Here is a 13,177-nt window from a genome sequence, read left to right on the forward strand (position 1 = left end):
GCTAGTATTTAATATAAAATTACGAAGTAGCAAAACCAGAATCAATAGCCGTATCAGCGCGGTTACTACTGCTTTGTTGATTCGTAATGTAGAGACAAGAAAATTCACGTCTCTACTGGTAGGACAAAAGGGTGTATGCCCGTAGGACTCTATTGAAATACTATGCTGTCCTAAGCTTGAGAGGACGAGTGGAGAAAACTCTACTTGCTCATTGCCAAGAAAGGCAAGCACTAAAAGTGAAAAACCTGCAATTTTTTGGGTCTACGACTTATTTGCAGTAGAACCTAACCCCATTTGTAAAGGTGGCTGAAAGTTACACCGCTACAGTAGCGCCAAAGGAGAAAATAGTTTTCTTTCTGATGGCGAATAATGGTTAAAAGTGCCGTAAGATCGCCAAAATTAATGTCTGTGGCAACTATGGCCTCTCGTTGGTTGTGGACAACCATATATAGAAGTGCTTTTGGCTCCTATCGGCAGGAATTCACCCGTTACACTAGGGTCTTCAGTAGCTCTATGCAAATGCTAAAAAATTAAATGCTGGCATAAGACTACATAGTTTATCAGTTTGGAGAGAGTAAGGAAAATTTGAGCATAATGACTGAAACTGCAACCGCGCCATTAACTGGAAAAGCACTACTTGCTAAAGTAAAAGAACTTTCCACATTACCACGCCGAGAAAGAGCTAAACAGTGCGGCTATTACACTGTTACTAAGAATAATCAAGTTCGTGTCAATCTCACCGATTTTTATGACGCTTTGCTATCTGCTAGAGGAATTCCTCTAAGTCCAGAAGCACCTAAAGATGGTCGTGGTCGTGAACCGACATATCGGGTTAGTGTCCATCAAAATGGTCAAATTGTAATTGGTGCTACATATACCAAAGCAATGGGCTTGAAGGCTGGAGATGAGTTTGAAATTAGGCTGGGATACAAACATATTCACCTAATTCAACTAGGTGAAAGCGATAAAAAACTAACCTCACAAGATATAGATTCTGACGAATCAGACGAAGATTTGGAAGACGAAGAGTAAATTTGCTGATGGTAAGGATAAGTTTCAGTTGATGATAACCTGTCCTTACCCCGACAGCAAATTGGTAGCCAAGTAAAAAATACGATTAGACCCCTTGCAGAATTCACCAAATTTAGTAGAGTCTTGATTAATCAGCAAGAAATCTATAATGCAAGAAGTCTATCGTGTTTTTTTTGTTTATTTTGATAACTTTCTTTGAGTCTTCAGTCAACGTCTTACTGGCGTTTATAGAAAATGCACCGCCACTAGTTATAGTGACGGCATTTTTTGTCTGCTGGATAGTTTGCTGGTTGCCAGTAGCAACAGTATCAGCAATATTGCTTAATTGGCAACCTCCTAAACCTTTACAGCCAGAGCAAAAAATGCCGTTATTGGTGTCACTTTACCTATTAGCTCCCCCGATCCTCTGGGGAGTTGCTTGGTTGACTAATAAATCTTTTTCAGATTACGGCTTTGTTGGCAATCTTTCAACTCTTGGTTTTTTAGCACTAGGTTTTGGTTTGGGAGTGCTGAGTCTAGCTATTGTATTTAGTGGGCAATTCGGGTTAGGTTGGTGTTCTTTTGAAAAGTCGAATTTCAAGTTACTACTACCCATCTTGCTACCGATTTTCTTGATAGCGTTGTTAGTCGGTGGGATAGAAGAGTTAGTTTTTCGCGGTTTCCTGTTCACAGAATTAGCGCAGGATTACCCAGTTTGGGTAGCAGCAGCAATTTCTAGCTTGATTTTTGCCTTGTTACATCTAGTTTGGGAGCAACGCGAAACTGCACCCCAACTTCCTGGATTATGGCTGATGGGAATGGTGCTGGTGTTAGCACGCTTTACCTCTAGCGGTAATTTGGGTTTAGCTTGGGGATTGCACGCAGGATGGGTATGGGCGATCGCTACCATAGATACAGCAGAACTAATTACTTACACTGGTATTGTCTCTGACTGGTTCACAGGTAAAAATAAAAAACCCCTGGCTGGCTTGGCGGGAATTATTTGTGTATTGGGAACTGGAGTAATTATCTGGTTCAACTCTTAAGTATTTTAATTTCCCATAGAGAGATGTACGTTAACGCAGATCCCCGACTTCTTCAAGAAATCGGGGATCTAAATCCAACGATTTAGTAGAGATCATTCCACCCTACTAATCTTTATTCAGTACTCAAAACTACTCAGACCTTTTCATTCTGTCGATTTCTCGTTGTAATTCTTCAATTTGACGGCGTAAAATTTCTGTTTCATTTTCGGAAGATTCTGCTGCAACATTTACCGATCCGGAAGCAGGCGATCGCTGATAATTTCCTCGGCGAATTTGCTGATATTCTTCGGATACTGCCCACGACCGTAAGTAATGCAAGCGTTCAACAGGGAAAGGATGACTCAACATCATACCCTGAGCGCCATTGTAGATTAAAAACTTATATATTTGATTCAGTCCATCCTCATCCAATGCCTGATAATTTTCTGACTGCTTGATAAACTCTTGTAAACTACATTCATTGGCATATTTGTTACTACCGCCAGAGAGTTTCATCATCGTTGACATCACGGGATTCAAGTCATCCATCACTAGTAGTGCAGCGCGATCTGACGATAACTCGGCTTTGCGCCGCCACTCAAAAAAGGCGTAAATCAAGCCTTGTGTGACAATATTACCGATGCCAAAGGTCAATTCTCCCAAGGCAGAAGCAGCACTCATCGCCCACATCGCCATTTGAATTAAAATAGTATGACCACATTTAATATGCCCCAGTTCATGGGCTAGCACCGTCCTAATTTCGGCTTCGTCTAGTAAGTCTAGTATCCCTGTATTTATGACTATGTAAGGATTCTCTTGCCCCAGTGCATAGCTATTTGCTTGGGGATTTTGCGAGACAAACAGTGTTGGTTCTGGGTAAATGTCCAAATCTCGGACGCATTCCCGAAACATCTGGTAAATAGTGGAATATTGACGCGGCCCGACTTGGATGCTGTTACCCATTAGATAGACTAATTGAGGGCGTTCGTAGATAAATTCCACAAATTTACGAGCGATTAAATCAAATCCTGGCAAATTTCGTAAAGCTTGCTCGGCTTGGCGATCTAGTGGATGCCTAAAGGCTTCGCTGGAAATTCCTGTGTAAGTTGGCATAATTTAGGGTATTGGGTGATTGGTCAGTGGTCAGTGGTCAGTGGTCATTAGTCATTAGTCACTTGTACTGAGTTTCGACTGCGCGGTAATCGAGCGAAGTCGAGATTCAACTACCGCGTAGTCATTGGCGTGGTAACAGAGCGTAGTCGTACCCCTTGCCTACGGCACGCTGCGCGAATGTGGAAGCAAGCTACGCGCAGCGTCTCGTAAAGAAGTGCAGCCTCTCCAAGAGTTGTATTGGTCATTAGTTTTAGATCAATGGCAAAGGACAAAGGACAAATGACAAATAACAAGATAATAGAAATGGGGCAATTGGAAGTAAAAATCACTTTGTATGGAATTGAAAGCGTGTGATTGAGGCAGAAGTTCATTTGTCACTACATAACTTTTTGCGATCGCAAGCGGGGTTCCCTTCCTGGCCCCATCATTTGACGATGGCACGGTTGGTAGCACGCGCCTTGCGCCTGGGACGTAGCGCCCTAATTCAAGTAGGGGCGGTTTGTGGCTATCAAGGGCGGTATCGTACTAGTTTCGTAGCATCAGCCCTGATGTGGCATGGCCCTGTAATTATTGTTGCTCAAGAAACAGTGCAGCAACTTCTACTGCGGGTGGAAATTCCCCGTCTACAGCAATGGCTACCAACCAATAAATCGATTAGGACAGGTGATGCTTGGCCTGATGCTGAGTTCCAAGGGCTACTCTTAACTTCCCCAGAAGCTTGGTTAAAAGGACAGTTGGCTGGTGGCTCACGCTTTCCCCAAGGCATCCCCACAATTATTGATGGGGTAGACGATCTCGAAGACTGGGTGCGTCATCAACTTACCCAAGATATTCAACCCGATGATTGGGATCAACTTATGCTTGCTTGTCCCAACCAAGCTGAGACAATTCGCGAAGCACGGATACAACTAACACACGAACTTTTTCAGCATCCTGCTAATCCATATCATTGCTATCTAATTTCCCAGCCAGAAATAGAAATTTTGAGTCACCTGTATTTGGCTTTAGACCAAGTAAACCTCCCAGATAAGTGGAAAAATTTCTGGCAACAATTTCAAACCCTTAATGAAAATCTTTCCCCCCCTGCCTCCCCTGCACCTCCTCCTCTCTTCTGGGCGACTATTGCCCATCGACAAGGTTTATTTTCTTTGCACTACGCCCCAATGGAATTAGGGGAAATACTCTCGCCTATTTGGCAGCGACAACCAGTAGTTTTAATTGGTAGCGCTATCGAACCGGAAACTGAGGCTCCCCTTTTTCACCAGCGCTTGGGTTTGGACGATTTAACTTGCCTGAAGTTCTCTTCGGAGAGTCAAGCGGAAGCAATTCAACTGTATGTACCTTATAAGTTGCCCCTACCTAACACACCAGAATTTCAAGCAGCATTTATTCACAAAGTCCGCACACTGGTTTGTCTAAGTGCGACAGCGCCAGGATTAACTGTTGTCTTGGTGGGGGATGTACCACTAAAGGCTCAAGTGGCGACAATTCTGGCTTCAGAGTTTGGTTCGCGGGTGCAAGTAGAAAAAACTTGTTTAGATGAAAATGGTATTTTGATTAGCGGTTGGGAATTTTGGCGAGAACATCAACGAGTCTTGCCAGCACCCCATCTGTTAATCATTGCGACTTTGCCCCTACCATCTTTAGAAAATCCCCTGGTAGCTGGTAGGGTAGCTCTTTATAAGCGATCGCATCAAGATTGGTTCCGTTTATACTTGTTGCCAGCAGCTTTAAATGAATTACAACGGGCGATCGCTCCAGTACGAGAAAGTCAAGGGATTGTGGCTTTACTTGATAGTCGTGTAGTTAACCGCAGTTATGGCGCTCAAATTCTCGCAGCTTTAAGTCCTCTAGCACGCATTAACTATCTCGATCCCAGCCTGTTTTCCAATACCAATGAGGAAAATTCTGCCTAAAGTTCAGTTACCAGTGACGCCACTTGCTCTACTTGGGGAGACCCCAAGACCTTTCGGGTTCGGCAGTCCCCCAGACGCTCGTTCCTCGCTACCGCTAGCGCTAACGACGGAAACCGCCATCGCGCTTCGCGTCTCCCCTTGGGAGAAGACGGGGGCTGCCTCACCGCAGTGGCTCCCCAATGCCCAATTTAAATTTTGTCAACCAAAGCGCGATCGCCCAGAAGCAAGCACTATTATCAGCTTATAGAAGGTGATGCGATTCATCGCCTTTCTGTAGCCATGATTCCTGGCAAAATAAATTTAGAACCAAAGTAGAATTTGAGTTGCAGATTATGGGTGAAGCAAAACGTCGTGTGCGATTCGTTGTGAGTGAATCACGGTATCCAGTCCGTACATAACCTCACCAACCCTTGCGGGTTGAACTCTCAGAAAGATGTAGGTGAAAGTCCTACCCGCTAGATTCAAGCGTGACTCCTTATCTGCCCACACCGAGCAAGCTCAATTCTTGCAGAGTGAAGCTGGGAACAGGACGCAATCAGACAATCGTTATGGATTGACACTGGCGTTAACAGGGAGTTCCTACGGTGAAACTGAGCCTAGAAAAGTAACCTATTTGCAAGCGAGGCATAACTTAAAACCCTCGACTTCATCAGAGCAAAAACCCGCTGAATTACGTCGAATATCAGCATGAATCTAGGGTTTCTGATGGTTAAATTGGCTACACCTAACGGAACAACGCCACAAGCTCCAACGCAAGTGGCTCATCAATCTTCTGAGGGAACGAATAAAAACGAATCAAGGGTCTTGGGACAGTCGAATCCCAGGTAGGTAAGATGAGATACGGAATCCCTTTGATTCGGGTAGGATGCGGTGTAATTACTGCAAGGTATTCAGAAAACACAAGAGCGGAGTTAGAGCATGATTAGGCACAGCCGCGAGGTTAGTGAATCTTGGAAGAATCTGCCCTGGAAGAAATTTCGGAAGGATTTATTCCGCCTACAATGTCGAGTGTTCAAAGCTATTCGAGCAGGAGACAAGCGGAAAGCTGTGTCACTTCAGAAGCTTATTTTGAAATCCCTTGCAGCTAGATTTTTGGCGATTCGTCAAGTAACACAGCTAAACGCAGGAAAGAAGACGGCAGGAATCGACGGCAAAAAGTCCCTCAATTTTGAAGAACGGTTTGCGTTAAATGATCTGTTGAAAAAGTCCAGTAACAACTGGATTCACCAGAAGCTACGAAGTGTTCCTATCCCAAAAAAGGACGGAAGTACCCGGATGCTGAAGATTCCGACTATGGCGGATAGAGTATGGCAATGCCTAGCGAAATATGCCTTAGAACCTGCACACGAAGCAACATTCCATGCCAAAAGCTACGGGTTTAGACCGGGACGTTCGGCACATGATGCCCAGAAAAGTCTGTTTTTAACCCTATGTTCCAATGCAAATGGAATCAATAAAAGAGTGATAAAACTCGATATTGAAAAATGCTTCGATAGGATAAGCCACACCACAATCATGGAAAACCTTATAGCCCCAAAAGGCATCAAATCAGGTATATTCCGTTGCCTTAAAGCAGGAATAAACCCAGAATTTCCAGAACAAGGTACACCCCAAGGTGGGGTGGTGAGTCCACTTTTAGCCAACATCGTTCTGAATGGTATCGAAAGTATCTATCAATACCATGTAAACCGTGGTCAAAGAGTCACAATCAACACCTCAGAGAAGGATATTACCGAACCATCAATCCGATACGCGGACGATATGGTGATAATACTCCGACCCGAAGACGATGCAAACGAAATACTTGAAAAGATAGACCAATTTCTAGCTGAAAAAGGAATGAAGCTTAACGAGAAAAAGACACATATTACCGCTGCGACAGATGGATTTGACTTCCTTGGCTGGCACTTCAAAGTGCAAAGTAACGGGAAATTTAGATGCACTCCCTCTGTGGAGAATTTCAAAAAGTTCCGTCAGAAGGTAAAAGCCATCGTTAACTGCTCAAATTATGGTTCTAAGGTCAAAGCTGAAAAGCTAGCACCAATAGTGAGGGGATGGAGAAACTACCACAAGTTCTGCAAGATGGATGGAGCAAAGTATTCACTTTGGCACACCAGTTACAGAGCCTTTTTGGTATTTAACAAGGAAACAAAACTTGACCGTTACTCTACCAAGAAATTGATAGACAAAGCGTTCCCATCGGTTCCTTACTCCGAAGGCAAACACATCAACGTTAGGGGAAATAAATCACCCTACGATGGAGATATGGCATACTGGAGCGAACGCAATAGTAAGCTGTATGACGGAGCAACATCCACCACCCTTAAGAAACAAAACCATACGTGTGGTCACTGTGGCATGAAATGTACTAGCGTTGAACGAGTACACCTCCACCACATTGACGGGAATCACAGCAACTGGAAAAGAAACAATCTAATTGCTATCCACGAGTCCTGTCATAATTACATCCACATGAGCAAAGGGGATAAAAACCATAAGAATATCGGGAGCCGGATGAGGTGAAAGTCTCACGTCCGGTTCTAACTGAGAGGTGCGAAGGATAATACCTTACATCGACTCAACCAAAACCACACTAGGGGAAACATACGGTCAAGAGACTCGGATCTTGTCTTGGGTTCCAATCACAAAAACTCAAGGCGAACAATTTGTCGCTTGGACTACTCGTGGTGCTTGGATAGGCATTGGTCTTATGGTTGTAGGATGGGCAACAATCCGTTTTATCGGCCCAGCTTTCGGTTGGTGGCAAGTAGTCTATTAATTCTTAATTCATAATTGAATTAGTTGGATATCTAGACTCCAACTAATTCAAGACCACTAAGAAAGACAATTACGCGCCACTGTTTCGCCAATCATTACGAATTACGTTAGCGTAAGGGTAGCGAGTTTGCGTACCCCTATGGAAAGCAAACTAGTCGCAGCCTCTCGTATAGAGCGTTATGACTAATTACGAATTATTGAAGAAGAATGCAGAATCCAGAATTCAGAAATCTTGACGCTCGTTCGCCCTTGGCGCTAGCTTCTCCCAAAGGGAGAGGCTAGCGCCAAGGGAGAAGACTCGCTTGCCGCCGGCGCTATCAGTGGGGGATTCAGACCCGCCACTGAATTGTTGCACCACCAAATATACGATTTGGTGGGGGTGCAAAAACTCCGGTTATTCAGACGCTCTCTATGAGACGCTAAAAGCGTAGCTTGCTTCTGATGTAAGAGTACGAGTACTCGCTTGCCGCCGGCGCTATCCGCCAGTCATACAGAAAACATTGCTGTTAGCGGTAGCGGGGCGTTTAGCCCATTCAGACTCCTGACTCCTGAATTCTGTTCGATAAAAAATAATTACTCTCTTTGGATAGATAATTGAAATATATTATATATACATTAAATTTGGCAAAACCAAACTAAGATAATAATTCTTATCAATTATCGTACTTTGGTTCGTATAACTTTTTAAAAATGATCCGAAAATACCTGGAAATATTGCCTAAATGGCAACATTGTTCTGCTGAATTTAGGTATCGTCAGTATTAAGTTTTCCCATTGTGGATTCTACACTCAAACTTCTCTACTAATTACGCTGGCTTTGTATAAAGTGTTGCGTTTATTCTATCGTAACTACTTAATCTATAATTTGCACTGCCATCTTATTAACTTTACATATATAGGAGGAAAGAATTTGGTATAACTAATCATTTGTCTATACCAAAATCTACGTTAGAAAAAGAACAGATTAAAAATTTAAGCAAGAGACACTATAACGATGCAAAACTACATTAGGGCATTTAATAACAGCATATTTGACTGCACATAGCCAATATAAACCAAATATGTAGCTTTTCTGTAGTTGACTAGTGCTAAATTTAAGTTACTCTTAAAGCGGATCGCTTACTGTAGGAATCTACTCTGACAGAAGTGTATAAAGATATAGTTAAATTTAGCAATTCTGTCCGAAATTTTGAATTTGCAAACTGAATAGTTTGATACGGCTCTCAAAACCCCGATCCACTACCCTAAACAAGGTAGTCAATTAACGACTCAATATCATCTGTCTGGTAATTGTAATGAATAGTTTACAATACCAATGGGTGAGAAAATCTAAAGAAAATATAAAAGAAACTCAAATTACTGTGGTGTCTGGAGGACAAAAGTGTTTCTGAGACTAGCACATCAACATCGACAATTCGTCCAAGACTTAGTAATGAACCTGCAAGCCTTGGCAATTGTATTAGAGCGGCGTGGGTATCCTGCATCCTGCTATACCTGTGGCGACCAAATGAATAGTGCATCGTTTATGGTTAGCTTGGGTGATAACCATCTGATTCGATTTTTAGTGTCCGATTACGGCATTACTTGGACGGAAATGCGGGATGACCGCGAATTAATGAAGTTAGAGGGTGCGGAGGCAATTAGCCAGTTAGATGAACTGGCTGATCTTGTCAAGCAATCTATGCAAAGTGATACAGGCTCTAAAACTCTTGCCAAGAAGTATTAAGGTTTCAGAGATCGATAGCAAATTAGAAATTGATTATCGGTAACTGTTAATCAGTAATAGTGGTTTAGTTAGCGATCGCTCTTACCTATTTCTCCATTACCATTAAGTGATTAGCTATGGCTGGCCCATCGCATATTTTTTTGTATCTGCCAAACCCTCACGATCTTGATTTTCAGCCTCTAGCTAGAAGGTGTTAAAACACAGCAAAGTCAGAGGTTAGTTAGTTGAGCGCTCCTCTTTTGCCATAATTTCATCAAAACGCGATAACTTCATCTACGAGACACTGCGCTAATATCTAAAGTCCATTGCCAATTAAAATAAAGGGTGCCCAATAGTACGGATGACTAAAGTCATTAACTGCTGCTACGGGTGCATTATGACTTATTTCCTTCCAGTTTCCAGTAATTAATGAGACTTGAGCTTGGCGTAAAGCTTCAGTTTTGGTCAGCTTCTCAGTAGAGAGAATACCATAAAAAGCACTCATGAGTGCTTGCGTACCACCATCATCTACAGACCACAAAGAGGCGATCGCGGCTCTAGCGCCGGTTTGTTGCATCTGATAGCCAAAGCCCAAAATTTCCTTACCGTTACCTAACTTGCCTCCCAAGCCGGTCTCACAGGCGCTCAACACTACCAAATCTACATTTGGGAGTGACCAAGTGGCGACATTTCTAAAATTAACGCGATCGCCATTCCCGAATAAAATAAACGAATCTTCTGGTTTACCCACCACAAAGGCTGCATGAGTCGCTAAATGGACAATTGTATAATCATCCATTTGGGGTACAGCGACTCTAGGGGTAAAGGCATCGTCTAAAAGCTTCGTAGTTTCAGGAACCGCAGCTGCTAGACTTTCCACCTCCTGCGTTGCAAAGGGTAAGCCAGCAAAAGCAACCTGTCGATTACCAATTTTGATTTGATAATTACCTTTAGTAAAAGCACCCGCTAAAACCCGCAAAGTAGATTGTTTTGGGGTGTTTAAGTTAGTCAGACTAGCAGATGTAATGTGATTCACATTAAAGCGCTGCACTAGCCATTGTTTGCCATCATATAAAGCAGTTAAAGGAATGTAGCGTAATCGATCGTCTGGAGCGTAAATCAGAGTTTGCGTACCTGATAGCTTCAAGTCTTTCTCTATCGGTTTAATTAGCCAGTCATATAATTGGCGTGCAGGTGCTTTGATATTTCGACTGGGATTGATTAAAGCTTGGCGGAAAGCATCAATTGTTTGATAGAGGTTTTCGCGCTTTACAGCAACGGTGCGATGAATTGGTGGGGATTCAGGAGTTACCAATACCAATTCCAAACTATCTTTTAAAATCAGTGGGTAGAGTAATGCCGATTTTTGCGGTAATCGCGCCAAATTATCTCGAAGTTCGTTGAGACTCTCCAAATCCAAATTTTGCCGCCTAGCTGTACGGCTAATTTGCTCTACCTGTGCTTTCACTGAAGGACTATTGATAAATTGGTTAAATCCATCTAAAAGTTGCTGTTGATTTAAGACTAGTTGCTCGATACGTTGTTTCTGTTCGGGCGATCGCTCTTTGGGAGAAATTTTCCGTAGTGTTGTCAGTTCTTTACCCAGCACAACAGCATTATCCACACTTTGATCCAACTTTTGTTTGATTGGTTTTTCTGTTGCCGCTATATTAATACCTTTGACAGTACGTTGATTACCTGACACATTCTGGAGATATTCCTCTAGTTCTTCAACTTTGAGTAAATCCATTGTCCTTTGTGCTTCAGCAACACGTTCCTGTTTCAGCAATCGTTCACCCAAAATACGATATGTCTGGCTAACAGTTATGCTGTAAGCTTCTGGTTGCGGCGCACTCAGTGCTGATGGATTCAAGCGAGCTTTCTCACGATTAATCAAACAATGCTTGTAGAAAAAAATTGCTAACTCTGGTTGATTTTGGATATCGAATAAGTAACCGATGTTACTGTAGGTTTTGCCAAGTCGAACCAGATCCCCTAGTTCTTTGTTAATTAATAAAGCTTGCTGATAGGATTGAAGTGCTTCAGAATACTTTTTTTGACTTTGGTAGATTCTACCAATATTGTTGAATGTTACCGCTTCCCAAGAGCGCTCTCCAAGGTCTCTGCTGATGGCTAATGCTTGCTGTAATTTCTGCAACGCTTCTTTCGATTGACCTTGCCGAGATTCTTTGATAGCTTCTTCGTTAAGCCTTGCAATTTCTGAGAGTTGATTATTCTTGGGTAAAGCTTGAGCTTTTTCTCCAGATTGGTACCTCAACCTTGCATTTGTGTTTACCTGGTTATTGTCTGGATACACCATCCCAAAACCTAGTAAGCTAAGTAGAGATAAAGTAACAACACTCACATACCGGAGATTAGGCTGCATAACAAAACACTCCCTATGCTCGGAAGGTAAATATTAAATCAATAAGTCCGGCAACGCAATTAATTTTTATGCTATTCAATAATTTGGAAAATTTATAGGTAGTGAGAAATTTGAAGATGTCAGAAGAAGAACCTAGCCAACCAAAACTACCACCAACCAGTGCTCTTGACAATCTATCCAGTCACGAGTTTGAGAATTGGTTTGAATATCCTGTCAGAGTGCAACCCCACCACACAGACTATGCCGGTCTTGTCTGGCACGGTTCCTATATAGCTTGGATGGAAGAAGCGCGGATTGAATGCTTGCGATCTATAGGGATTGAATTTGCTGATTTAGTTGCTATAGGCTGCGATTTACCAGTTGTAGAACTGTCGGTGCGCTATCACCGTTCAATTCAGTTGGGTATGGCAGTGATGGTAAAAACGCGCATGGCTGAGGTGACAGGTGTCCGCATCAATTGGGATTATGCCATTGTCTCAACTGATGGACAACAATTATATGTCACGGCTAAGGTGACATTAGTGGCTTTAGATCGCGACAGAGGCAAGATTATGCGTCAGTTGCCGCCGAGTTTTAAGGATGCTTTAGCCAAGATTTCAGCATTAAATAACAATTGACCAAGAAAGGTTGTCATTTCATATTTTATACTTCACCTTTCATTAGCAAAAGTGAAGTATAGATTTTTACTTTCCAGTTTGGATCTGCGACAGACTTTGAGCAAACTGGGTTACATAATGCCAAATATCTTGTGGAGTAATGCCAAAACTAATATTTAATAAAACAAGGATTGCCGCAAGAGTTAATGCAGTACTCACGGTTGCTTTCAGCAACTTCCATAATATTATGAAGACTATCCAAGCTATAATCAACGTAATAATCATATATATTAATTCCTTAATAATTGCCCTTGTTTGAGAGTGGGCCGATTCAGAAAGGGTAAGCTTTTCTTGTGGTAATAATCACTGGTATAAAAAATGATAAAACCAATTTTTAATATTCACTAAAATGGTTTTTTATGATAATTAGCCTGGGGATATCTTACCTAAAAATGAAACAATTATTTATGTGCTATGCTGATTTTTTGCAAAGTTTTTGTAAATTTTTCTTTGAATATCAATTTATAGATATACATAAAAATTATGGCTGATCCGGAAGCCACCGGCTATCTTCAATTAGTTTACTTTTTATAGTTCGGTGAGTATGTCTTTGCCATCAAGTGAAATAATTTCCATATTAATTGGAT

At 42.2% G+C, this 13,177-nt stretch carries 12 protein-coding genes; 8 read left to right on the forward strand and 4 right to left on the reverse strand.

All coding sequences use genetic code 11. The features are described 5' to 3' along the window. Positions 1-284: 284 nt before the first annotated feature. A complete protein-coding gene (locus tag CDG76_RS37365; protein WP_180277700.1) occupies positions 285-446 on the reverse strand; it encodes a hypothetical protein in 162 nt (53 codons plus the stop codon). 148 nt (positions 447-594) lie between these two features. Between CDG76_RS37365 and CDG76_RS16675 the strand changes: the two genes are divergently transcribed. Then, positions 595-1,032, forward strand: coding sequence for an AbrB family transcriptional regulator (locus tag CDG76_RS16675; protein WP_094350106.1), 438 nt, complete (start codon positions 595-597; stop codon positions 1,030-1,032). Between the two features lie 164 nt (positions 1,033-1,196). Continuing rightward, on the forward strand, positions 1,197-2,057 hold the full coding sequence (locus tag CDG76_RS16680; protein ID WP_094350107.1) for a CPBP family intramembrane glutamic endopeptidase: 861 nt from the start codon (positions 1,197-1,199) through the stop codon (positions 2,055-2,057). A gap of 129 nt (positions 2,058-2,186) precedes the next feature. Here the strand turns inward: CDG76_RS16680 and CDG76_RS16685 are convergent, their stop codons facing one another. After that, positions 2,187-3,149 (reverse strand): M48 family metallopeptidase, encoded by a 963-nt coding sequence (locus CDG76_RS16685; protein ID WP_094350108.1) that lies wholly within the window; start codon positions 3,147-3,149, stop codon positions 2,187-2,189. A 350-nt stretch (positions 3,150-3,499) separates the two neighbouring features. Between CDG76_RS16685 and CDG76_RS16690 the strand changes: the two genes are divergently transcribed. The 5 genes from CDG76_RS16690 (at position 3,500) to CDG76_RS16715 (ending at position 9,569) form a co-directional block, all read left to right on the forward strand. Next, positions 3,500-5,065, forward strand: coding sequence for a helicase C-terminal domain-containing protein (locus CDG76_RS16690; protein WP_094350109.1), 1,566 nt, complete (start codon positions 3,500-3,502; stop codon positions 5,063-5,065). Continuing rightward, complete coding sequence (locus CDG76_RS16695; protein WP_094350110.1) at positions 5,046-5,312, forward strand: hypothetical protein; 267 nt, start codon at positions 5,046-5,048, stop codon at positions 5,310-5,312. The genes CDG76_RS16690 and CDG76_RS16695 overlap by 20 nt, the downstream gene beginning before the upstream one ends. Before the next feature lie 671 nt (positions 5,313-5,983). Beyond that, positions 5,984-7,588 carry a group II intron reverse transcriptase/maturase gene (locus tag CDG76_RS16705; protein ID WP_094350112.1) on the forward strand — a complete coding sequence of 535 codons (1,605 nt, stop codon included), beginning with the start codon at positions 5,984-5,986 and terminating at the stop codon, positions 7,586-7,588. A 28-nt stretch (positions 7,589-7,616) separates the two neighbouring features. Beyond that, positions 7,617-7,844: a DUF2839 domain-containing protein gene (locus CDG76_RS16710; protein WP_223265258.1), complete on the forward strand. Its 228-nt coding sequence runs from the start codon at positions 7,617-7,619 to the stop codon at positions 7,842-7,844. A gap of 1,380 nt (positions 7,845-9,224) precedes the next feature. Continuing rightward, complete coding sequence (locus tag CDG76_RS16715; protein WP_094350113.1) at positions 9,225-9,569, forward strand: DUF1815 family protein; 345 nt, start codon at positions 9,225-9,227, stop codon at positions 9,567-9,569. A gap of 295 nt (positions 9,570-9,864) precedes the next feature. Here the strand turns inward: CDG76_RS16715 and CDG76_RS16720 are convergent, their stop codons facing one another. Then, complete coding sequence (locus tag CDG76_RS16720) at positions 9,865-11,934, reverse strand: CHAT domain-containing protein (protein WP_094350114.1); 2,070 nt, start codon at positions 11,932-11,934, stop codon at positions 9,865-9,867. A 116-nt stretch (positions 11,935-12,050) separates the two neighbouring features. Between CDG76_RS16720 and CDG76_RS16725 the strand changes: the two genes are divergently transcribed. Next, on the forward strand, positions 12,051-12,551 hold the full coding sequence (locus CDG76_RS16725) for an acyl-CoA thioesterase (RefSeq protein ID WP_094350115.1): 501 nt from the start codon (positions 12,051-12,053) through the stop codon (positions 12,549-12,551). A 66-nt stretch (positions 12,552-12,617) separates the two neighbouring features. On the opposite strand, the gene CDG76_RS16730 is transcribed toward CDG76_RS16725, so the two are convergent. Continuing rightward, positions 12,618-12,815, reverse strand: a complete 198-nt coding sequence (locus CDG76_RS16730; protein WP_094350116.1) for a hypothetical protein — start codon at positions 12,813-12,815, stop codon at positions 12,618-12,620. Positions 12,816-13,177: the final 362 nt, after the last annotated feature.

It is taken from the genome of Nostoc sp. 'Peltigera membranacea cyanobiont' 210A (assembly GCF_002246015.1).
Taxonomy (GTDB): domain Bacteria; phylum Cyanobacteriota; class Cyanobacteriia; order Cyanobacteriales; family Nostocaceae; genus Nostoc.